The organism is Formosa algae (assembly GCF_001439665.1).
Taxonomy (GTDB): Bacteria; Bacteroidota; Bacteroidia; order Flavobacteriales; family Flavobacteriaceae; genus Formosa; species Formosa algae.
The window spans coordinates 1-22,065 of sequence record NZ_LMAK01000048.1 but is presented as its reverse complement, the minus strand read 5'-3'; the positions used below and the strand labels follow the sequence as shown (position 1 = coordinate 22,065).

The following is a 22,065-nucleotide window of genomic DNA, read 5'->3' as shown; positions in this document are numbered from 1 at the left end:
TTTCTGAACTTGAATTATATAAAGTCTTAAACTTACAGAACACCATATCTTACCTTGAAATAAAAAATATAAATAGAATAACATACATATTTCACAAATTACAAGACATTCTACCCAAACACATTGGAGAACAATGGTTGATTGGAATTTTAAAAGAGATTAAATTCACAAAGAAGCATTACTATAGTAAATATCGAATAGTGAAATCGAGTAGAGCCTCAGAAGATGAAGAAGTATTTGCTAATAAAGTTGACACTCTTTTTAATGAAAAAGTAAAACCATTAACATCTTAAAACTTTTTTAAGAACCAACTTCCACTAAAAAACCACAACCAACAAAACAATAACACCTGAAATACAACCACTTACAACATGAAATCACTCTAGTTTCCACGCTACTTCCACCCTTCCACAAACGTCCTTTTATCTAGTTTTACTGTATTCGAATGTAACAACCGCAGATCACGGTTTTGTTTAATACAATAAATTAGATATTATGAATATACAAAAGTTAAAAGAAAAACTTCTAATCCATATTACGGCAGGAGAATTTCTATATCTACAGCAAAATTATTCTCCAAACCAATTAAAAGAAAAACTTGTACCTGAATCAGGCAAGAAATATGTCTACGGCATATTAGGTCTTGCCAATCTTTTTAATTGCAGTAAATCTTCTGCACATAGAATTAAGAAGTCAGGAGTTATTGACAGAGCTATCATCCAGAATGGTCGTAAAATTATTGTTGATTCAGAACTAGCCTTAGAGCTTATTAAAGAATCAAAATAAAAAAGCATCGTGTAGTAGCACAATGCTTTTTTCATCATTAACATTAATGGCTAACGATATTTCTTGTTATATCCAAAACAAAGATATGAATTTTGTTGGCTGATAAATTATTTAAACAATGAATAAATCAGAAAATAAGAAAGTTACATCATATTATACAATTCTCAACTCAACTGTCAGATATGATAAGAAACTCAGCTCAAACGCTAAATTACTTTACGCAGAAATAAGCTCTTTAACAAATGAACTAGATTTTTGCTATGCCACTAATTCTTATTTCGCAAAACGGTATAACGTCTCGAAGCAGTCAATTAATAATTGGCTGAAAAACCTAGAAGAGAATGGATATATAGAGAGACATATTTACAGGCCAGAAGGTAGTAAAGAAATTAAGAATAGGTATATAACAACATTTGAGAAGCCTCTACAATTAAATTTTAATAGACCTCTACAAGATTTTTTTACAGATATTAATAAAACTTTAAATAATAAAAAAAATAATAAAATTAATAAAGATTCAAAGAAAGTTAATTCAATTGTTCAAAACCCAAACCCTAGAGAATTATGAGTATTCAAAATGATTTTAAAAAATTTTTCATTCAGACAGCAAATGAATTGCTGATGAAAAGAGAAAATAGAAAGTTCGAAATAGACGAGAATAATCAATATGCTTTAGATTTTTTTACTTCTTATTTCTCAGATAATAATAAGTTAGAGAAATTAGGTGGAAAACCACACAAAGGTATTTTCTTATATGGCAATTACGGAACAGGTAAGAGCCTATTTTTTGAAACACTAGAAAAAGTGTATGAATTATATAAAAATCCAAAATATAGGGTTAAAACAATACACACGATAGAATTGGTTGATATGGCTAGAAGAGAATTTGCAAATAGCCATCAATTAGCCCCAAACGATAAGTCTATTATTGAAAACTATTCTAGAGGTTCAATTCTTTTCGAAGATTTAGATGCCGAAAGCAAAATAAACCATTTTGGCAATATAAAAGATATCATGTCTGAATTAATTCAATTGAGATATTTTAATTCACGAAGAGCTAAATGCATTACGCATATTACTTCAAATTTAACACTAGAAGAAGTCAAAGCCCGTTACGGCGAACGAGTTTCCGATAGATGTTATGAAATGTTCAATTTTATCAATTTAGGTGGTGATTCAAGAAGAAAATAAATAGATATATAATTTTTATTAAAAAAAAAATGAGTTACAAACAGGCAAAAGAAACACCCATCGTTTCCTACTTCAATCTCTATGGAATTCAAGTAGTATCAATAACATCCAATTGATTTTACAGTGAGACGTGTTCGAGAAATAATAAAGCAAGATGAGTTTTTACTCTTGCATTATTATTTCTCTAATGCCTTTATACATCTATATCTAGATATTTTTATATCGAAATACCTTTATATAAAAGCATTCTTATCTTTTTATAATATTATACTTTTATAACATTATATTTTTAGATTATTCCTACAAGTTGTTTAAAGGTATTTTTATACCATAATATAGAAATACATTTATATAAATGCACTCTTATCTTTTTATAATATTATACTTTTATAACATTATATTTTTAGATTGTCCCTACAGGTTATTTAAAAAGATTTTTTATACGTGACAGGGTGTTTTTTTATAATTATGTTTCTAGATGTTTTATATAAATGTTTAATTCAAAATAATTCATCCAAGTTGTAATTTTTACTCTTGCTTTATTATTTCTCAAATTAAAATAGATGTATTGCCATATGGGTAAAGACTTTAAAATTTAAAGTGCAAGATGTGCCATTATGCACATGATTTAAAAAAATCATGTACAGAATAGCGCTACTTGCTTACTGCGTAAGAGGGGTTTTTTCGGAACTCAAAAATCTAAAACAAGCAATGAAAGAAAAAAAAATTAAAACAAAACCAATAAATAAAAGAGTCCATTTTGTTATTTCCGAAGAACGAAAAAACAAATGGTTAGAATTAGCAAAAGAGGAATATTCATCATTAACTGATTTCATAATTACTAGGGTAGAAGGAAATATAACACGTTACGACATTAAAACTATTGAAGGGTTATTTGAAAAAATGGGAGGAAATAGAAATAAAGTTGAAAGCAATATCAATCAAGTCACAAGAATTATTAATGTTGCTCAGAACATAAATGAAGAAAACATGTTGCGCTTTTTAGAACTTTTTTCAGAGTATTCAAGAAAGGTAGAGAAGCAAAACAAAATAATAACTAAGGTTTATAAAAAGTTAAATAGCTAAGATTCATTCTTAAAATAACAAGAGCAGGCTTTACTTCTTAAATAAAAACGAGGGTAATTTTTAGTTAAAATTACTCTCAACTACGAATCTAGAAATTCAGAATCAACTTTATATAAATATACAAAGCCTATTCATTTACATTAAGGCTCATTAAAAAAACAAAAGCCAACAATAAAGGCTTGTTATTAATTGTATTTTAACCTTGCTCCAAGATGTTGATTTCACTCAAATTAAACCAGTCCCCATAAACCAATATTAGAAAGATTAAAGTATTTCCTGTTTTGTTTATAGAGTGCTATCTCTGGATTTTATTTAATTTCTGTCATTTTCCTAATGATGAAAATTCGATTAAAAAACACTATAAAATAGTGCTTTTTCATAGTAGTGTTATCTCTGAATTTTAAAAATGTACTATGAGCAAAATAATTTATTCTAATGAAGGTGTTTTCTTAAGTAATTCAAAGGCTTAGCTATAAATAGGCAATATTCCCTTAAAGGTATTGAAAATCATTTTAGCTATAAAAATCAAGAAAAAGAGATGCATATAAACCAAATTATAAAAGAAGACATTAAGGAAACACCTGAAAGGAGCTACAAACCCAGAAGACGTTAATAAGTCTTACTCTACTTTATTATTATATTTCCTTCTCATCGTTTTATAAAAAAACGTTGAGAAGAAAATAGCTATTTTACGGTTAACCATATTATTACCTTATTAGAAAGTAATATATTTAGTGTGAATAAAAGGAGTTAGCTACACTATAAACAAAGAACACCTTAATGAGCAAAAAAACTAAAGTTAAACATATTGTCAATTGGAATTTAATCACTTTAATTTCTACTTTAGGAATTGTTCTTATAAGCATAATTTTAAACTGGAATCAAAGACAAATTAATATTCTGGAAACCGAACTAAACCGAGCCGAAAAAGAAATACAAGATTTGCAAACAGAAACTGACCCTGAATGGCATTTTCGGTATAATAATCAAAAACAGTTTTACGAATCAGAAATTGCTAAAAGAGATTCTTCAATAAAAATAAACTCACTTAAAATTAATTCATTAACATCAGCAAGAGTAGCGGAAATGTTTGTTATAAAAAACAAAAAAATAATGCTATCCGAAAAACATATGGATAGATTATTTAAAAAATTAATGAGAGCTGATTTAGATTCTCTGGAAATCGGATCTTACAAAATTCAATCTGATTTATTTAAAGAGACTGACAAATTAAATAAATTAATAATTGAAGCTCTAAAAAAACAAGATAAAAATAATAGACTCCTTATAACCAATCTTGAAAAAAAGAATGAACTTATTCATTCAAAAAACAGCTATTATTTTCCTTTAATTCTGGTCAGTCTAATAACTTTATTTTCTATTATTATGACTTTTATTAAAAAGGGAAAGAAAAGGAAAAAAGAAAATACAGTAACCAATACCGTATAAAAAAAATGCTATTTTATACTTAACCAATGTTAGTTAGTTTGCTAGCTTCTGATTTTCCATTGGAAAATCCACACACAAAAAAAAACTCACTATTACACTTAAACGTTATCAGTATTTAACAAAAAATAAAATAAAAATTGAAAAATGAAACCGAAATTTTAACTGTAAAATTGAATGAAATTCATAGTTCTTTAACTGCAAAAAGTGACATTGAAAAAACCGAAAAGGAAATAAAAAATTTAATTAAAAATTATTTACCAAATAATTATAAAGTATTAGAAGAAGTATTTGAACTGGAGTTTAACAAATTCAATAAATCAATCTTTGAGGACTTTTCTTTCCTTACCGAAACAAAATCAAAAGAACAAATTAGACAAGAGAACACAAATAAATTAAAGTCAAAAACACATAAAACAATTGACTATTTATCTTTAATAGAATTTCCTAATACATACGATGGTGCATTATATACTATTAATGAGAAAAAGGATTTCATTTTGAAAAAATTGAACCTTGTTTTTAATGACAATTATTATTCATTATCTAAAATTTTGGACTTGAATAATATTGAATACAGACAAGGAGAAACAAGAGAACTTGCACAAGATTTAGCTAAAAGTGGATATCTTATTTTGTTTTCCGAATACAACAACAATGGAGACGATTATGTAAAATTATCAGTAAAAGGAGCTTCTTACATTGAAAGAAAGACAACTAAAAAAAGCAAAAAGAAAAGTCAAGAAGAAATAGATGAAAAAATTGAAAAGATAACTGAGATGCTTATAAAATTAGGATATGGACAAGAAATCATTTTTAATGAAATGGAGGAAATACGAGACTTATATTCTAAACTAAATAATAAAAATTGGTCAGAATTAGTAAAAGGAAAACTAATAGATTTAGGGCTATCCCAAGTCATTGAAAAGGAAACCATATCTAAAATTTTTGAAACATTAATAGACCAGAAGTTTCAACTATTAAATTAAACCAATTGCCAATAAAGTACTGTGCTAAAAAACACGTCATTTCTTAAAAAATACTAGAAATCAAATATATTAAGCATACAAATTCAAGTAGTTGATTTTGTATGCTTTTATTTTCAACAGCAAATAATCACCTATTCTAAAACACTTTTACGCCTTCCCGTAATAGCATTATAATTTAAAACCCTATTTTTATTGAATTATACAATTTTATCTAGGAATTTTCAATGTCGCTATATCAACAATCTGTTCTTAAAAGTCATCTTAGCCTACAAGACCAATCCGTATTAAACACAGCTTATAAAAAGTACGTTAAATACTTTTTAAACCCAACCATACAAGATAACATCCGAAGTTCTAAAGAGGAAGAATACCAAGGCATCTTTTTAACCGAATTGTTTGTAAATATTTTGGGGTACACCCTTAAACCAAATGCTGATTTTAATTTGGTTGCAGAATATAAGAACCAAACCAATTCTAGGAAAGCAGATGGTGCTATTTTAGTAGGCGATGTCGCTATTGGAGTTATAGAACTTAAAGGAACAAACACCAAAGACCTTGAAAGCATCCGTAAACAGGCATTCGATTATAAGGCGAATCAAAAAGGGTGTGTGTATGTCATTACATCTAATTTTGAAAAGCTACGTTTCTACATTAATGATGCAACAGAATTTGAAGAATTCAATTTATTCGAACTGACTTTAGAGCGTTTTTCACTCTTATACTTATGTCTTGAGAAAAACAACATTATAAACAATGTACCTTTAAAAATTAAGGAATCGTCTATAGTTGTTGAAGAACAGATTACGAAACAATTCTATAAAGACTATTCGTTATTTAAAAGAGAGTTATACAGAGATCTAGTAAGACGCAATGCCAAGCGACTAAAACTAAATAGAAGCGCAGTAAATGAATCTAATGTTCTTTTAACAGAATCACAGAAAGCAGAACAACTGCAATTAGAAAAGAATGTTAAACTAACACTCTTTAAAAAATCTCAAAAATTAATAGACCGTTACTTGTTTATTTTCTTTGCAGAAGACAGAGGATTACTCCCACCAAACAGCACCCAACAAATATTAGATAAATGGAAAGCCGATTTAGATTTCGGAGACGACAGACCGCTTTACGACTTATTTAAACAGTATTTTAATTTTCTAGACCAAGGAAGAAAAGGCACTACCAGTAGAGCTGAAATTTATGCTTACAACGGTGGACTTTTTAAAGAAGATACCCTTTTAGATGGTTTAGAAATTGATGGCGAACTACTTTACAAACACACTTGTAAATTAGCATCTTACGATTTCGAAAGTCAGGTAGATGTCAATATTCTAGGACATATATTCGAAAATTCGTTAAATGAAATTGAAAGTGTAAATGCTGAAATTGAAGGTGGCGATTTCGACAAACAAAAAAGTAAACGTAAGAAAGATGGTGTTTTTTACACCCCTAAATACATTACCAAGTACATTGTAGAAAACACTATTGGTAAACTTTGCGATGAAAAGAAAAACGAATTAGGCTTTAAGGAAGAAGAGTACTTTAAGGGACGTAAGAACAGAAATAAGAGTACTATTGAAAAATTAGTACACACACTAGATGTTTATAGAGATTGGCTACTAGAACTCACTATTTGCGACCCTGCTTGTGGTTCTGGTGCATTTCTTAATCAAGCCTTAGATTTTTTAATAAAAGAGCATACTTACATAGACGAATTAAAAACCAAAGTTTTAGGTGGTGGTTTACAGTTTCCCGATATAGAGAACACCATTCTAGAAAACAATATTTACGGTGTAGACCTTAACGAAGAATCTGTAGAGATTGCAAAACTTTCCCTTTGGTTACGTACCGCACAACCTAGACGTAAATTAAACGATTTAAGCAGTAATATTAAATGTGGTAATTCTTTAATAGATAGTAAAGCAGTTGCTGGCGATAAAGCGTTTAATTGGCAAACAGAGTTTCCTAAAGTATTTGAAAAAGGTGGTTTTGATGTTGTTATTGGGAATCCGCCTTATGTGGTCTATATAAAATCAATATTTGGACAATCAACTTTAGATTATATGAATAAACATTATAAATATTCGGAATATAATCCAAATACCTACGCTTTGTTTACGGAGTTAAGCTTGAACAGACTTTTAAAATTGAATGGTTATTTAGGGTTTATTATTCCCAATAGTTGGTTGGAAGGTCAATATTTTTCAAAGATGAGACAGGGGATTTATAATAATTTGATTGAAGAAATTGTTTATTTAAAAAATTCCGCATTTGATATAGTGGTTGAAACTGTCATTATACATATTAGGAACAGTAACCTACCACCAGAATCAATTAAACTCACAACAGATGTAAAGGATAATATTTACAACAATACAAGTTTAGATAAACCTTTATTTATAAAAGGTTATAATCCTTTTATTTATTCCTCAAACCCTTTATTAGAGAAGTTAGTCATTGATTTTGAGAAATTAAGTGAACATGCAATTGTTTATAGAGGGTTAGAGACAAAAAACAATAAAGTATGGTTGTCAGAGATTAAAAAGGATAAAAATTATTTACCAATTCTATTAGGTAGAGACGTGGGTAGATATGATATTGAGTATACTGGCACCTATGTAAATTTTATTCAAAGTGAAATGAAAAGCAATGCAAATTTAGACATGTATCTGCAACCGAAGATTCTCATGCGTCGCACAGGATCAACTATAATTGCTACTAAGGATGAAGACAACCTAATGGTACTTAAAAATTCATATTTGATCATTCCTGATGAAACATATAAATTAGATCAATTATTGGCTCAATTAAATTCATCACTTTTTGCCTTCTATCATAAATCTATGACTAGTGCTGAAAACAAGGCCTTTGCACAATTTAAGGGTACATATATATTGGACTTTCCAATTTCTTTTGATGAAAATGCTGATTTCGCTAATCCTGTTAATGAAATGATCGTTTTAAATTCAAAACTTACAAAACTAAAATCAAATTTTAAAACATATTTTTCAGGTCAATATAACCTTACGAAAACCACTAGAACTCTTGAATATTGGTATGAGCTTGATTTCACAAAATTTATTAAAGAGATCAACAAGGCTATCAGAGTAAATAACAAACTACGTGTAAAGGATGGCTTAGAAGCCGTTCCTGTTCTTACAAAAAAAGACGAATTTGAGTGGTTAGACCTTTTTGAAGAAAACAAGACCAAAGCACAAGACCTACAAACCCAAATTAACCAAACAGACAAAGAAATAGATGCTATGGTTTATGAGCTGTATGGTTTATCGGAAGAGGAGATTTTAATTGTGGAGAATTCTTAAATATAAACAAGAATTTCTATTGATTTTGATTCACGAACACTTAAAATAATAGAAAGGATGTGAGTAAATTACAATTGTAGAGCAGTCCTAAAAACGAATATAATATCAAATTAAATGGCATTTAACCCAAAGACAGAATATACAATAGTCCCAACAGAAATAAGTATCAAGGATTTTTTTGAATATAAAGAAGATTTCGTAACCAGACCGCCTTATCAAAGAAAAGCAGTTTGGAATAAAAAAAAGAAGCAAGCTTTAATGGATAGTCTTTTTAGGAGATACTATATTCCTAAACTAGTGATAAGAGAAGTTCGTAAGGATGAATCAGGGACAGTAAGCGAAATTGTAGACGGTCAGCAAAGAATTACAACTGTACAAGATTTTTTCGATAATAAATATCCATTACCGAAAACACTTTCTGATTTAGGAGATGGTTTAGCCAATAAATATTATAAAGATTTAGATACGGATATTAGAAAATTTATAGATAAATCATTAAAATATCAAGCTGATGTTATAAAAAATATAGAAGAACCTGATAGTGTAGAGCATCAAATAATAGCTACCGAAATATTTTGGCGCTTGCAACAAGGAGAATCTCTAAATTACATGGAGGTTGCTCATGCTCAGCTCTCAAGTTTAAGCCGTAATTTCATTGTTAAGTATTCAGATGATTTAACGTTTGACTATGATACGTATAAGCCAATTGATACAAACCCAGATAAATTACCTTTTTTTAAATTACTAGATGTAGATAATGGTAGAATGAAACACTTGCAATTTATTGCTCGTTTTTTGTTGATAGAAAAAGAAGGTGGGTATGCAGATTTAAGCGATAAAAAAATAACTGAGTTTATCAATGATTATAAGACTAAAGATGGTATTGGGAATTATTCCTTTGAGCATGAAAAGATTGCAGTAAATGTAAAAAACAATCTTAATACGTTTTATAGCATCTTTAAAGATGACCCAATATTAGACGATGATAATGGGATAAAGGAATTTTCTACTGAATATTTTATTATTTCTATTTACATGTTAATTAGGCATCTTAGAATGTATTATGTTTTAGATGAAATAACTAAAAATCATTTAAAAAACTTTGTATATGATTTTTATAAAAGGTGGAAAACATATGATGATGCTATGGATACTGATATGTTAACTTTTAGTAACAGAAGGCAACAAGGAGAATCAGATTTAGAGATTAGAGACATGATTTTACGTCAAATTTTTTTTAAATATATTTTGGAAAAAAATATTGATTTAAAAGAAAAAGACACAAAAAGGGCATTTTCAGAATTACAGAGGATTTTAATTTATAGAGAGGGTAAAGGTTTGTGCCAACAATGTTTGAGGGATGGTGTTTCAGAGAAAGAAGCCAAAGTAAGCTGGTCTAAATATCAGGCAGATCATGTTATTCCTCATTCCAAAGGGGGTAAAACTAAAATTGAAAATGGCGAATTATTATGTTCAACTCACAACCTATCTAAGGGTAATAGAATATAAAAAAATATGCTCTTGCGAAAAAGACTAAGAAATAGTTAGTATGATTTAATTAAATAAAAAACAGCAATTGTGTGGAACTCTTAATTATGAAAACAATTGGGAATAAGTTTTTCTAAGCACGGAACAGAGTAATATGCTAATTAGCTAATAATAAAACATATAAAGGCATAGTTTTAGCTTATTTAAGTTAAAGTAATGTTTTAACCTTTAGTAGTTTAAATACTATTTTGTACATTTGTATATAACATTTTTTTATACAATCGTTAAACGAGTTTTGAAAACAGAAGTAAACATAGCAAATAGCGCACCTAAACAAGTGTTTTGGGATATGGATGTAAGTCAATTATCTATTAAAAAAGATAAAGCACTTATCATCCCTAGACTATTATTGGCTACCACTAAAGAAACTTTTGAAAACGATATTAAGAGAGTAGAAACTACATATTCTACTCATGAAATTTATACAATATTAAAAAACACCAAAGAGCGAATTAGTAATAACGTTTGTCGTATGGTGGCAGAACGCTACAATAAGCCTACTTTTTTACGTTATAAGTTTTAATGAATGAGTGCAGTTTCTCCAGTACTCTTACAAACAATAAAAGAATTACAGTCCTTACCAAGTTTATATCAATTTGCATTAGCAGGAGGCACTAATTTAGCATTTCGTTTTAACCACAGACATTCTCAAGATATAGATTTGTTTTGTCCAGAAACAGTAGGCATTAAACATTTCGAAACTATTGAAGCAGAAGTGAAAACCTTTTTTGGCGAGATTAATATTACAGGTTTAGAGTATCCTTTTGATAAAGAAAGTGAACAACACACCTATCTTAGATTTTGGGTTACAAAACCATGTGGAGCAATCATAAAAGTAGAAATCATTCAAAATATGAAAATGATGGAAGCTATTGAGGTTCTAGATGATGTAAGGTTAGTTACAACTAAAGATATTGGACTATTCAAATTAATAAGTGGTTCCAGTCGTGCTGCAAAAAAAGATATTTATGATTTAGATTTTATTACTGAAAAAATAAACATCATTGATTTATTTGAAGCTTTACAATTAAAAAAACAAACCTTTGATAAAGATGAGCATAAAAACATCTTTGATTTAGACGAAGATGAGTGTCCTACTCAAAATCCCAAATTACTATTAAAGTTTGATGGTAATCACACACAAGATAGAATAAAACCAATGCACTCTAACGACAATATATTAATTGTTAAAGGAGGTAAAAATTGGATTCAAGTAAAGATAAGTTGGAAGACAAAAGTACGCTCCTTATTTAGGCATTTAGAAATGGTTTAAAAATTACAGAATCTAGTAAATAGCAAAAAACAAGGTTAGTATAGTATCCTGACCTATTTCCTAATTATATTTTGTAAAGTTTCTGAGATTTCTATATCCGTAGCCACATCAATTTTTTCATTTAGTTTAACTAATTCTTCATCAAAATCAATATTAGGATTGTCATTCAGTTTTGCTAGGATTAATATTTGTGTTTCCATAACAGCACGCAGAGTCTGCTGATTCATAATGTGCCTAGTAAGAAGTTCGATCAAATACTTCTTGTAATCAATTTGTATATTTTGATTCTGCGATTCTTCAAATAAGTCATCTACATTCATCTTTTAAGGTTTATTCTTAACTTACATAACAGTAACTCAAGCAGGTTAGACACTTAAAAATACTCAAAATGATTCAAAAATCGGGAGTTAATTTAGAAATAAAAAAATATAAGTCGTTGTGTAACAAGCTAATTAATTAAATATTCACTTGTAACATCTGTATGAAGACGGAATTAGAATACCTGCTGTAATTTGAAAAAAGTGAAAATATCTTATACAGAAAAAAACACCCAAACCTATTAGATTTGGGTGTAATATTGGGTGTAACACTTATAAACACCTGATAATCAAATGATATTGTGGAGAAGATGGGGCTCGAACCCACGACCTCTTGACTGCCAGTCAAGCACTCTAGCCAACTGAGCTACATCCCCATTAAATTTATTTTACGCCCTTTAACACTAAAACAGGAAAAGCACTGTAAAAATCTTTTTTCAAAATTACATTTTTTTCCCACATCTTGTTAAAAAATCCGCGCTTACGTCTAAATACACAAAGTAAATCTGGCGTATAGTCATTGTAATGTTCTAAAACGCCTTTAAAAGTTGTCGCATTTTCAGAATAAGCCGTTTCATTTACAATGGACTTTAAGAACGGATTCACTACAAAATCACCTTCATTATAAAATGGTGTTTTAACTAATAATAAATTCACCACAGAATTAAAAGAATGCTGAACGTGTTGTAAAGGCAACAAGGCATGTTCTTTTTTTATAATAGCCGATTTTACAGCGAGTAAAATATTAGACACTGCTTTAAACTGATAACCTTCAGGAACAATTAAAGTGGGTATATTTGTTTTTTTAATCACCTTCCCAGAGGTTTTTCCTAAAAACACCTCTTCTCTTATCGAGTTTGTTCGCGGTTCAATTAACATTAAATCTACATTGGCCGTTTTGCAAATCAGCTCTAATGTACTTACTAATTTCCCCTTAAAACTTTTAATCACGATATCTACATCTTTAGTGTCTATTTTAGCAATTAACGCGTTTAAAAACTCTAAATTTTCTTGCTCTAAAACCTGATCTATTTTATTAAAAGTCCCCGGATGAAGCTTTAAATGATACACACGTACCACATATAAACGTGCTCCAAATGCTTTTGAAAAATCTACGGCATATTGTAAATGACTTTCAACGTTTTTAGAATTTCCAACAGGCACTAAAATGTTTTTCATAGCAAATAATATCAATCAAAAGATTATAAAAGTAAACATTAAACAAATTCAAAATCTTTAAATTAATATTAAATCTAAACTTGTAAAAATATACGACCTTCGTAACTTCTAAATTACAACATTCAACTCTTGGACCAATCCATTTCATTAAAACATATTAATACACTTGCTGTACCTGCTATAATCGCTGGTATAAGTGAGCCCATTTTATCGATTACAGATACAGCTATTATTGGAAATGTAAACATAAACCCTACCGAAGCTTTAGCCGCTGTTGGTATTGTAGGTACGTTTATTTCTATGCTTATTTGGGTACTCGGACAAAGCCGAAGTGCCATTTCTGCCATCATTTCTAGATCTGTAGGTGCCAATACGCTAGACGAAGTTAAGAACCTTCCCGCTCAGGCCATTTTTATAATTACATCTTTAAGTTTAGTTATAATTTTAATAACCTATCCGCTTGCTGAATCTATTTTCAAATTATATAATGCCTCTGGATTAATTTTAGATTACGCCGGAGATTACTATAGAATTAGAGTATTCGGATTTCCGTTTACACTCTTTACCTTTGCCATATTCGGAGCCTTTCGTGGCTTACAAAACACCTATTACCCCATGGTAATTGCCATTATAGGCGCAGTGGCTAATATTATACTAGACTTTGCATTGGTGTATGGTATACAAGATTTTATTCCCGCCTTACATATAAAAGGCGCGGCTTATGCCAGTATAATTGCACAGCTCATTATGGCAATGCTTTCAGGGTATTATCTATACAAAAAAACAGATATTCCTCTAAAACTAACCTTGCCTTTTAATAAAGAAATCAAGAATTTCTTACTCATGATTCTCAATTTATTCATTAGAACACTAGCTTTAAACACCGCTTTATATTTTGCGAGTTCGTATGCAACAGGTTATGGAAAAAACTACATAGCAGCCTATACTATAGCGATTAACATCTGGTTTTTGGGCGCGTTTTTAATTGATGGGTTTGCCAGTGCTGGAAATATTTTATCAGGAAAATTATTTGGTGCAAATCGCCCAGATTTACTAATAAAACTAAGCAATAAACTTATTGTATTAGGCATTATAACAGGAGTTATTTTAGCAGGTATTGGCTGGCTGTTTTATGAACCTATCGGACGTATATTTACCAAACAACCCGAAGTTTTAGAAGCATTTTACAATGTGTTCTGGATTGTTCTCGCCATGCAACCTCTTTGTGCGTTAGCCTTTATTTTTGATGGCATGTTTAAAGGTTTAGGAAAAATGAAATACTTACGAAATGTGCTTTTAGCCTCTACATTCCTTGTCTTTATCCCCACATTATTACTCTTCGATTATTACGACTATAAACTGTATGCCATTTTTATAGCCTTTACGCTCTGGATGGCCGCTCGAGGCATTCCTTTAATTATAAAATTTAGACAGCTTTTTTTAGTTCACTAACAGAAAACACTTAAATTTGATTTCGTTTAAGAGTTTAAATTAAACACCTAATATGATTGCACTTATACAAGATTTAAACATAGAAGATAAATTAAAAAATGCACCAGATTCTAATTACGAAATCGGGATATTTATTGGATCTATGATTCCGTTTATAGTGTTAGTTACTTTAGCCTATCTCATGTATTATTACAACAAAAAAAACCAAGATAACAACCTATGAATTTTTTAGAATTTTTAAGCGGAAACGGATTATTTCTTATCCTAGCCATTGTACTAGTGGTTGTTTACATTTACTACAGAAACAAAGGCAGGCGTTAAGCATTTAGCGCGTTTTTAACCAGCCCGTTATACTTAAGCGTTCTGTATTTACAGGCTTTACTTCGTGCTCTAAAATCTGACTTTCAAAAATAACAACACGGCCAGGAAACGGGTAAATAACTTTTTCTACCTCAACTCCATTTTCATTCGTATAAATTACCAATTCGCCACCATTTTCAGGTTGCCAATCTTCATCATTCAAATAACACACAAACGATAATTTTCGTCTATCATCATTCTGGAAGGTATCTAAATGGCGCTTATAAAACGTCCCTTTCGGATAAATAGCATAATGAAATTCCTTATGTAAAATCCCTAAAAAACAAGTTCTGTTTAAGTACGAAATCAGTTCATTAATTTTATTAAAAAACAAGGTTTCAGCCGGATTTATAAACTGCTCGTCTATCCATAAAATCACATCGCCACGAATCGATTTTGCTATCGTTTCATTTAAACGGTTCCCAATGGCAGCCTTTTTAAAAGCATCTTCCTCATGTTTCAGACGTATAGAATTTCGCAATTCTAAAATCTCTTGAGCATCAAAAAAATCATCTATAATACTATATTGCTGAGTCAAAAGATTATCAATAATCCTTTCGTATAACGGATTCTCAGCATCAACCAACGCTTCAAATAGCGTATGCATTAAAAGTGTTTACTCATTTTAAGTTAACCCTCTATCTTTTAAAAACTTAAGTTGTTTTTCATATAAAAAGTGCGCAAATGTAATCTAAAAACAAATTGCTTTTACAAATTCGGTACCTTTGCACTGTTAAAAAATCAAATCATGAGTAATATTCGAATTACCAAACAATTTACTTTCGAAACTGGTCACGCTCTTTATGGCTACGACGGAAAATGCAAAAATGTACACGGTCACAGTTACAAACTTTCGGTTACCGTAATCGGGAAACCTATTACGGACAGCAACAATGTGAAGTACGGAATGGTTATCGATTTCACAGATTTAAAAAATATTGTAAAACGAGAAATTGTCGATGTGTTCGATCATGCTACTGTATTTAACAAAAACACACCACATGTCGAGTTGGCAAAAGAGCTAGAAAAACGCGACCATAATGTACTTTTGGTAGACTACCAGCCCACCAGCGAGATGATGGTTATCGATTTTGCTTCAAAAATTAAAACCTATTTACCAAGCCATATTGCGTTGCACTCTTTAAGGTTGCAGGAAACAGATAGTAGTTTTGCAGAGTGGTATGCTAGCGATAATTAGGGCGTTCCCTTTCGCAAAGCTGCAGGTCAGGCTTTCGCTAGTCGCTTTTTTAATGCTAAAACGGCATTAAAAAGAGCTTCAACAATAGCTCAATCCTTAACGCAGATTCAAACCAAGAACAATTTTTATATTTACAGCATGCAAATTCCCGAAGGCAAAAAAATATACTTCTCGTCAGACAATCATTTAGGCGCACCCACACACGAAGACTCTCTACCACGTGAGAAGAAATTTGTCGCTTGGTTAGATGAGATTAAACACGATGCCGCAGCCATATTTTTACTGGGTGATTTGTTCGATTTTTGGTTCGAATACAAAACTGTAGTCCCAAAAGGCTTTGTAAGAACCTTAGGAAAACTTGCCGAAATACGCGATTCAGGCATTCCGATTTACTTTTTTGTTGGTAATCACGATTTATGGATGGACGATTATTTCCAGAAAGAACTTAATATACCCGTGTACCATAAACCCAAGGAATTCACTTTTAATAACAAAACCTTTTTAATTGGTCACGGCGACGGATTAGGCCCTGGAGATAAAGGCTACAAGCGCATGAAAAAGGTCTTTACCAATCCGTTTTTTCAGTGGTTATTCCGTTGGTTACATCCAGACCTAGGTGTGAAACTAGCACAATATATGTCGGTTAAAAATAAACTCATTTCTGGTGACGAGGATGCTAAATTTTTAGGAGAAGACAACGAATGGCTCGTGCAATATTGCAAACGCAAATTAGAAACTAAAGCTTACGATTATTTTGTATTTGGACACCGGCACTTACCCATGGAAATTGCGTTAAACGACACTGCTAAATACATCAATTTAGGCGACTGGATTGGCTATTATACCTATGGTGAGTTTGATGGCGCACAACTTGATTTAAAGACGTACGAGGTTAAATTGTAGTTCACGTCATGCTGAACTCGTTTCAGCATCGCACAACTAACTAAAATTTTCTCACTCTAATGAGACCTTGAAACAAGTTCAAGGTGACGAATCAGTCTTGAAAATAATTCCTTAAACTTATAATTTCAAAAGCAACACCAACGTCATGCTGAATTTATTTCAGCATCGCACAAATAATACATCAACCTTCATTCTCATGCTCCTCCAAATCCTTTCGTAAATCGAGCTTCCTAAACGTTGGAGAGAAAATCCCAGTAGTTAATACAATCAGTAACGTCATACTTCCTCCAAAAACCACAGCAGTAACGGTTCCCATAAGTTTGGCGGTGAGGCCACTTTCAAAAGCACCTAATTCGTTAGACGACCCCACAAACATAGAATTTACAGAGGCGACACGCCCACGCATATGGTCGGGAGTTTTAAGTTGTAAAATAGTCTGACGAATCACCATAGAAATCCCATCAAAAACCCCACTAAAAAATAAAGCAACTACCGATACCCAAAACCAAGTTGACAATCCAAAAGCGATGATGGATAATCCAAAACCGAATACTGCGATGAGTAACTTCATCCCTGCATTTTTATTTAACGGCACATAAGCAGAAATAAGCATGGTTAAAAAAGCTCCAACCGCTGGCGCAGCACGTAATACCCCAAATCCTTGCGGACCTACTTTTAAAATATCTTGAGCAAACACAGGTAGTAAAGCGACTGCTCCACCAAATAAAACGGCTACCATATCTAACGTAATCGCTCCTAAAATGGCTTTGGTATTAAACACAAACTTTACGCCTTCTCTTAAACTCTGCATGACAGGTTCACCAATTTTCGGATTTAAAATAGGTTTGGTTTCAATTTGAGTTAACGCCAATAAAGCAGTAACAGCAAAGCCTACAATTAAACACATAGACCAATGCACACCAATTAAATGAATTGAAAACCCGGCTAAGGCTGGACCTAAAACAGCTCCCATTTGCCACACCGAACTACTCCACGTTGCTGCATTTGGATATAGTTTTTTAGGAACCACTAAAGACAATAATGAGAATATGGTAGGACCTAAAAACGAGCGAACAAAGCCACCCAAGAAGACTAAAAAATAAATGGCATAAAGTACCGTTTGCGTTGCATACCCCTCGACAACCTTAGGCCAAGTCAATAGAAACAAACCAAAACTGATAACAGAAAACCCAAGTATACATTTAATAAGTAAGCTCTTTTTTTCACTTTGGTCTACAATATGCCCTGCAAATAACGCCATAGACACGGCAGGAACCACTTCCATGAGTCCGATGATTCCAAGCGATAATGGGTTTTTAGTAATACTATACACTTGCCACTCTATCACAATAAACTGCATAGACCAAGCAAAAACCATGGCAAAACGGACTAATAAAAATATATTGAATTCTTTATACCGTAAGGCAGCGTAGGGGTCTTTCTGTTTCATAATCTATTTAAAGATGAAACAAATGTACAAAAGTGATGGTTTTAAAAAATTATGATACTCCTTTTAATTTCTACAGATCTTAGTAATATATTCTGTGAGCTCTAAATGAAATAAAGTCCCGTTAATTAAATCGTCAATTTCTTTTAATTCTAATGCGTTTATAGCTAAATCGACTTGATTACAAGGTGTTTTTAATAACATAAACCGATTGCGTTCTTCGCTTTTACAACACTGACATGGATGGATAGATTTCACGTATCCGATTTGTTTTTGAAACTGAATAATTTCATGGCGGGTTAAATAAAATCCCATATCTCGGAAAATAAGTTGAATTTTAGGCGACTTCTTTTTGGGCTGCTCCTCCTTCCAAACAAAGGATACTCCAAAATTATTATGGTAGATTTTATTGATATCTTGGTCCATGATGCTGACTTTTGAAACACTAAAATAACATTATTTTTATTCAATCTAAATAAAAATAGATTTTATTTTAAATCTCTCAATTTCAACTGAAGACTGGTAACACCATTCCAATGGTTTTCATCTATGGTATATACCACGTCAAAAGGTGTGGTTGTAGACACATTATTAATTTTATCTCCCAAGCCAAAACCAATACAAACAATAGGGTTTACACGCCCCTGTTTTACCGTAATACGCAAGTGATCCTCATCTTTACCTACACATTTGCCATAACCAGTATCAACAACATCTTCTGTCATAAAAACTGGTGTCATATTCCCAGGTCCAAAAGGCGCAAATTGTTTTAAAATTCTGTAAAATTTAGGCGTAATCTCTTCCAACATAATATTAGAATCTATTTTAATTTCGGGCGACAGTAATTTGGGATCTATAGTTTGCGACACCACATCTTCAAAAGCTTGTTTAAAAGCATCGTAATTTTCGGGAAGCAATGTTAATCCTGCTGCATATTTATGTCCGCCAAATTGTTCTATATGTTCACTACAGGCTTCTAATGCATTATACACATCAAAACCACTTACAGAACGTGCCGAAGCCGCTAATTTATCGCCACTTTTAGTAAATACAAGCGTTGGTCTGTAATAGGTTTCTATAAGTCGGGAAGCCACAATACCAATAACTCCTTTGTGCCAATCTTCTTGATACACCACAGAAGTTACACGCTCTTCTTCCTTATTTGTTTCTATTTGAATTAGAGCTTGCTTAGTAATCTCTTGATCAGCTTCTCGCCTATCTAAATTAAAAGCTTCTATTTCTGAAGCAAAAATCTCTGCTTGAGCTGCGTCCATTTCGGTAAGCAGTTGAACCGCATAACCACCGTGTTTCATTCTTCCCGCTGCATTAATTCGAGGAGCAACTATAAATACCACGTCAGTAATTGTGAATTCTGTTTTATCGACTTGATTTAAAATGGCTTGTATACCTGGTCGGGGTTGCTGATTAATAATTTGTAATCCGTAATAGGCTAATATTCGATTTTCGCCAGTAATCGGAACAATATCCGCACCAATAGCCGTAGCTACTAAATCTAAATATTCACCCAAATCTTCAATGGTTAAACCTTGCTTAGAGGACAAGGCCTGAATGAGTTTAAATCCGACACCGCAACCACATAATTCTTTATAGGGATACTCACAATCTTCACGCTTCGGATCTAGAACTGCCGCAGCATCTGGAATGTTTTGGCCTGGACGGTGGTGATCGCAAATAATAAAATCGATGCCTTTCTCTTTGGCATAAGCCACTTTATCGATGGCCTTTATACCACAGTCTAACGCTACAATAAGTGTAAAATCGTTATCGTGTGCAAAATCGATACCTTTAAAAGACACACCATACCCTTCGTCGTAACGATCCGGAATATAAGTTACTACGTTATCTTGACGTGTGCGCAAATAGGAACTCATAAGCGCGACCGATGTTGTACCATCTACATCGTAATCGCCATAGACCATAATATTTTCACCAACTTCTAAAGCTTGTTCAATCCGTGCCACAGCCTTATCCATATCTTTCATTAAAAACGGATCGTGAATTTCACTTAAATCCGGTCTAAAGAAAGACTTGGCAGCATCGAACGTTTCAATACCACGCTGAATTAACAGAGTCGCACTTAATTCGTCTATGTTAAGTGCGTCCTGTAACACTTTTACTTTATGAGATTCTGGTTTTGGTTTTATGGTCCAACGCATAGTTTGTAATCGGAAAAATATTATGAATTATGAAAATGAGATTTTACTTGAACATCTGCAAAGCGACGAAACATTTCCATAACGCCACAATATTTATCGACAGATAAATCGACAGCTCTATTTATTTTAGATTCATTTAAATCTGAACCATAAAAATGATAATCGACTGTTACAATATGGTAATACTTTGGGTGTTCTTCTGTTAAATGTCCTTCGATTACAATTTTGAAATCGTCGATATCTACTTTCATTTTTTCAAGCATTGGTGTAATATCAACACCTGAACACCCTGCTAAAGCCGATAACATTAAAGCTTTCGGGCGATAGCCTTCACCTTTACCTCCATTGTCTTCTCCTAAGTCAATAAATAAGTTGTGTCCGCTTGGGTTGTCAGATTCGAACTTTACATTCTTTTTCCACTCGGTGGTTACTTTATGTGTCATGTCTGAATTATTTAGGAATTAAATTGACTTCAAAAATACCATTAAAAATTTTAAAATGACACGGAACAGCCTAGTCAAATTATGAAGCCATACTTAGAGGCTTTAAAGAATATCATGCACCCGTTTCTGCAATTTTGGAACGACTAAAGCCTCAAACCATTGATTTTTAGAGAGCCAAAATCGGTTTCTTGGTGACGGGTGTGGAATTGTAAAAAACTCAGGCAAGTAGCTTTCGAAATTGGAAACGGTTTCTGTTAATGTCGCCCCTACACGATCTTTTAAATAATAGCGCTGCGCATAGCTTCCTATCAAAATAATCAGTTTTGTATTAGGCATTTTATCAAGTAACGCCACGTGCCATTGCGGTGCACATTCCTTTCTTGGTGGTAAATCTCCGCTTTTCCCTTTTCCAGGATAGCAAAATCCCATAGGGAGAATGGCAAAATTTTTGGTGTCGTAAAACTGTTCTTCGGTAACATTAAGCCAAGAGCGTAAGCGTTTACCACTGGCATCGTCCCAAGGAATACCTGAATTATGCACTTTAAGCCCTGGTGCCTGACCAATAATTACAATTTTTGATTCTGGATGTGCTGTAACCACAGGATTGGGTCCCAAGGGTAAATGGTCTACACAAATGGTGCATTGTTTAATCTGACCTAAGAGCACATCCATAGTTGTCTATTTCAATTTTAAAGGTTCCCCTTCAAATTCCAAACCTTCAAAACTCGTTTTCATGAAATTTCTAATGTTTTGGTGTCCTGATCCATCAGGATCATTTAAAACATCTTCCGTATAAAACGTACCGAAACATACTAAAGTTTCGTCCTGACTGAAACCTTGCAACTTAGCAAACGCAAATAATTTACAAGAGCCCGAATTTTCTCCCGCTTTATTATATAATTCACCATTTTTAAAGGCTGTTGGCACGAATTCGTATTCAGATTCTATCA

General features: G+C 31.9%; 24 protein-coding genes and 1 tRNA gene. 15 read left to right on the top strand and 10 right to left on the bottom strand.

Going from position 1 to position 22,065, the window contains the following annotated elements; genetic code table 11:
• From AST99_RS18770 to AST99_RS18470, 11 genes are all read left to right on the top strand, one after another.
• Positions 1 to 293 (top strand): hypothetical protein (locus AST99_RS18770; RefSeq protein WP_057782157.1); only part of this gene is annotated, 293 nt, incomplete at its 5' end.
• A 202-nt stretch (positions 294 to 495) separates the two neighbouring features.
• Positions 496 to 786, top strand: coding sequence for a DUF3853 family protein (locus AST99_RS12405; RefSeq protein ID WP_083495682.1), 291 nt, complete (start codon positions 496 to 498; stop codon positions 784 to 786).
• Positions 787 to 904: 118 nt separating this feature from the next.
• A complete protein-coding gene (locus AST99_RS12400) occupies positions 905 to 1,354 on the top strand; it encodes a helix-turn-helix domain-containing protein (protein WP_057782156.1) in 450 nt (149 codons plus the stop codon).
• Entirely contained in the window at positions 1,351 to 1,977 is a 627-nt protein-coding gene (locus tag AST99_RS12395) for a P-loop NTPase family protein (protein WP_057782155.1), read from the top strand. The genes AST99_RS12400 and AST99_RS12395 overlap by 4 nt, the downstream gene beginning before the upstream one ends.
• 711 nt (positions 1,978 to 2,688) lie before the next feature.
• The gene (locus AST99_RS12390) at positions 2,689 to 3,063 is read left to right on the top strand and encodes a hypothetical protein (protein ID WP_103192220.1); all 375 of its coding nucleotides are present in this window, start codon (positions 2,689 to 2,691) and stop codon (positions 3,061 to 3,063) included.
• Between the two features lie 780 nt (positions 3,064 to 3,843).
• The gene (locus tag AST99_RS12385; protein WP_057782153.1) at positions 3,844 to 4,512 is read left to right on the top strand and encodes a hypothetical protein; all 669 of its coding nucleotides are present in this window, start codon (positions 3,844 to 3,846) and stop codon (positions 4,510 to 4,512) included.
• Between the two features lie 137 nt (positions 4,513 to 4,649).
• The gene (locus AST99_RS12380) at positions 4,650 to 5,498 is read left to right on the top strand and encodes a hypothetical protein (RefSeq protein ID WP_057782152.1); all 849 of its coding nucleotides are present in this window, start codon (positions 4,650 to 4,652) and stop codon (positions 5,496 to 5,498) included.
• Between the two features lie 224 nt (positions 5,499 to 5,722).
• Positions 5,723 to 8,818 (top strand): Eco57I restriction-modification methylase domain-containing protein, encoded by a 3,096-nt coding sequence (locus tag AST99_RS12375; RefSeq protein WP_057782151.1) that lies wholly within the window; start codon positions 5,723 to 5,725, stop codon positions 8,816 to 8,818.
• 114 nt (positions 8,819 to 8,932) lie between these two features.
• Complete coding sequence (locus AST99_RS12370; RefSeq protein ID WP_057782150.1) at positions 8,933 to 10,327, top strand: GmrSD restriction endonuclease domain-containing protein; 1,395 nt, start codon at positions 8,933 to 8,935, stop codon at positions 10,325 to 10,327.
• Between the two features lie 274 nt (positions 10,328 to 10,601).
• Positions 10,602 to 10,889, top strand: a complete 288-nt coding sequence (locus tag AST99_RS12365) for a DUF6922 domain-containing protein (RefSeq protein ID WP_069727848.1) — start codon at positions 10,602 to 10,604, stop codon at positions 10,887 to 10,889.
• A 3-nt stretch (positions 10,890 to 10,892) separates the two neighbouring features.
• Positions 10,893 to 11,639: a nucleotidyl transferase AbiEii/AbiGii toxin family protein gene (locus tag AST99_RS18470; protein ID WP_057782149.1), complete on the top strand. Its 747-nt coding sequence runs from the start codon at positions 10,893 to 10,895 to the stop codon at positions 11,637 to 11,639.
• Between the two features lie 53 nt (positions 11,640 to 11,692).
• Here AST99_RS18470 and AST99_RS12355 read toward each other — a convergent pair whose 3' ends face one another.
• From AST99_RS12355 to AST99_RS12345, 3 genes are all read right to left on the bottom strand, one after another.
• Positions 11,693 to 11,959: a hypothetical protein gene (locus AST99_RS12355; protein WP_057782148.1), complete on the bottom strand. Its 267-nt coding sequence runs from the start codon at positions 11,957 to 11,959 to the stop codon at positions 11,693 to 11,695.
• A gap of 300 nt (positions 11,960 to 12,259) precedes the next feature.
• A tRNA-Ala gene (locus AST99_RS12350) sits at positions 12,260 to 12,333 on the bottom strand.
• A 7-nt stretch (positions 12,334 to 12,340) separates the two neighbouring features.
• Positions 12,341 to 13,135 carry a universal stress protein gene (locus AST99_RS12345; RefSeq protein ID WP_057782147.1) on the bottom strand — a complete coding sequence of 265 codons (795 nt, stop codon included), beginning with the start codon at positions 13,133 to 13,135 and terminating at the stop codon, positions 12,341 to 12,343.
• 129 nt (positions 13,136 to 13,264) lie between these two features.
• Here AST99_RS12345 and AST99_RS12340 point away from each other — a divergent pair, with 129 nt between their 5' ends.
• Positions 13,265 to 14,587 carry an MATE family efflux transporter gene (locus AST99_RS12340; protein WP_057782146.1) on the top strand — a complete coding sequence of 441 codons (1,323 nt, stop codon included), beginning with the start codon at positions 13,265 to 13,267 and terminating at the stop codon, positions 14,585 to 14,587.
• 52 nt (positions 14,588 to 14,639) lie between these two features.
• Entirely contained in the window at positions 14,640 to 14,810 is a 171-nt protein-coding gene (locus AST99_RS18765; RefSeq protein ID WP_198151516.1) for a hypothetical protein, read from the top strand.
• Between the two features lie 102 nt (positions 14,811 to 14,912).
• Here AST99_RS18765 and AST99_RS12335 read toward each other — a convergent pair whose 3' ends face one another.
• A complete protein-coding gene (locus AST99_RS12335; protein WP_057782145.1) occupies positions 14,913 to 15,554 on the bottom strand; it encodes a 2OG-Fe(II) oxygenase in 642 nt (213 codons plus the stop codon).
• 141 nt (positions 15,555 to 15,695) lie between these two features.
• Here AST99_RS12335 and AST99_RS12330 point away from each other — a divergent pair, with 141 nt between their 5' ends.
• Both AST99_RS12330 and AST99_RS12325 read left to right on the top strand, forming a co-directional pair.
• Entirely contained in the window at positions 15,696 to 16,145 is a 450-nt protein-coding gene (locus tag AST99_RS12330) for a 6-pyruvoyl trahydropterin synthase family protein (protein WP_057782144.1), read from the top strand.
• A gap of 138 nt (positions 16,146 to 16,283) precedes the next feature.
• Entirely contained in the window at positions 16,284 to 17,048 is a 765-nt protein-coding gene (locus tag AST99_RS12325) for a UDP-2,3-diacylglucosamine diphosphatase (protein ID WP_057782143.1), read from the top strand.
• 181 nt (positions 17,049 to 17,229) lie between these two features.
• Here the strand turns inward: AST99_RS12325 and AST99_RS12320 are convergent, their stop codons facing one another.
• From AST99_RS12320 to AST99_RS12295, 6 genes are all read right to left on the bottom strand, one after another.
• Entirely contained in the window at positions 17,230 to 18,498 is a 1,269-nt protein-coding gene (locus AST99_RS12320; protein ID WP_057782142.1) for an MFS transporter, read from the bottom strand.
• Positions 18,499 to 18,561: 63 nt separating this feature from the next.
• Positions 18,562 to 18,921 (bottom strand): hypothetical protein, encoded by a 360-nt coding sequence (locus AST99_RS12315; RefSeq protein ID WP_057782141.1) that lies wholly within the window; start codon positions 18,919 to 18,921, stop codon positions 18,562 to 18,564.
• 62 nt (positions 18,922 to 18,983) lie between these two features.
• Positions 18,984 to 20,672 carry a single-stranded-DNA-specific exonuclease RecJ gene (gene recJ / locus AST99_RS12310; protein ID WP_057782140.1) on the bottom strand — a complete coding sequence of 563 codons (1,689 nt, stop codon included), beginning with the start codon at positions 20,670 to 20,672 and terminating at the stop codon, positions 18,984 to 18,986.
• Positions 20,673 to 20,692: 20 nt separating this feature from the next.
• The gene (locus AST99_RS12305; protein ID WP_057782139.1) at positions 20,693 to 21,115 is read right to left on the bottom strand and encodes an OsmC family protein; all 423 of its coding nucleotides are present in this window, start codon (positions 21,113 to 21,115) and stop codon (positions 20,693 to 20,695) included.
• Between the two features lie 102 nt (positions 21,116 to 21,217).
• A complete protein-coding gene (locus tag AST99_RS12300) occupies positions 21,218 to 21,787 on the bottom strand; it encodes a uracil-DNA glycosylase family protein (RefSeq protein WP_057782138.1) in 570 nt (189 codons plus the stop codon).
• Positions 21,788 to 21,793: 6 nt separating this feature from the next.
• Positions 21,794 to 22,065: HopJ type III effector protein (locus AST99_RS12295; RefSeq protein ID WP_057782137.1), on the bottom strand; the 272-nt coding region annotated here is incomplete at its 5' end.

Bases quoted from the DNA above. Each gene is read 5' to 3' on its own strand.
- AST99_RS12405 (WP_083495682.1), top strand. From the start codon at position 496: ATGAATATACAAAAGTTAAAAGAAAAACTTCTAATCCATATTACGGCA.
- AST99_RS12400 (WP_057782156.1), top strand. From the start codon at position 905: ATGAATAAATCAGAAAATAAGAAAGTTACATCATATTATACAATTCTC.
- AST99_RS12395 (WP_057782155.1), top strand. From the start codon at position 1,351: ATGAGTATTCAAAATGATTTTAAAAAATTTTTCATTCAGACAGCAAAT.
- AST99_RS12390 (WP_103192220.1), top strand. From the start codon at position 2,689: ATGAAAGAAAAAAAAATTAAAACAAAACCAATAAATAAAAGAGTCCAT.
- AST99_RS12385 (WP_057782153.1), top strand. From the start codon at position 3,844: ATGAGCAAAAAAACTAAAGTTAAACATATTGTCAATTGGAATTTAATC.
- AST99_RS12375 (WP_057782151.1), top strand. From the start codon at position 5,723: ATGTCGCTATATCAACAATCTGTTCTTAAAAGTCATCTTAGCCTACAA.
- AST99_RS12370 (WP_057782150.1), top strand. From the start codon at position 8,933: ATGGCATTTAACCCAAAGACAGAATATACAATAGTCCCAACAGAAATA.
- AST99_RS18470 (WP_057782149.1), top strand. From the start codon at position 10,893: ATGAGTGCAGTTTCTCCAGTACTCTTACAAACAATAAAAGAATTACAG.
- AST99_RS12355 (WP_057782148.1), bottom strand. From the start codon at position 11,959: ATGAATGTAGATGACTTATTTGAAGAATCGCAGAATCAAAATATACAA.
- AST99_RS12345 (WP_057782147.1), bottom strand. From the start codon at position 13,135: ATGAAAAACATTTTAGTGCCTGTTGGAAATTCTAAAAACGTTGAAAGT.
- AST99_RS18765 (WP_198151516.1), top strand. From the start codon at position 14,640: ATGATTGCACTTATACAAGATTTAAACATAGAAGATAAATTAAAAAAT.
- AST99_RS12335 (WP_057782145.1), bottom strand. From the start codon at position 15,554: ATGCATACGCTATTTGAAGCGTTGGTTGATGCTGAGAATCCGTTATAC.
- AST99_RS12330 (WP_057782144.1), top strand. From the start codon at position 15,696: ATGAGTAATATTCGAATTACCAAACAATTTACTTTCGAAACTGGTCAC.
- AST99_RS12325 (WP_057782143.1), top strand. From the start codon at position 16,284: ATGCAAATTCCCGAAGGCAAAAAAATATACTTCTCGTCAGACAATCAT.
- AST99_RS12320 (WP_057782142.1), bottom strand. From the start codon at position 18,498: ATGAAACAGAAAGACCCCTACGCTGCCTTACGGTATAAAGAATTCAAT.
- AST99_RS12315 (WP_057782141.1), bottom strand. From the start codon at position 18,921: ATGGACCAAGATATCAATAAAATCTACCATAATAATTTTGGAGTATCC.
- recJ (WP_057782140.1), bottom strand. From the start codon at position 20,672: ATGCGTTGGACCATAAAACCAAAACCAGAATCTCATAAAGTAAAAGTG.
- AST99_RS12305 (WP_057782139.1), bottom strand. From the start codon at position 21,115: ATGACACATAAAGTAACCACCGAGTGGAAAAAGAATGTAAAGTTCGAA.
- AST99_RS12300 (WP_057782138.1), bottom strand. From the start codon at position 21,787: ATGGATGTGCTCTTAGGTCAGATTAAACAATGCACCATTTGTGTAGAC.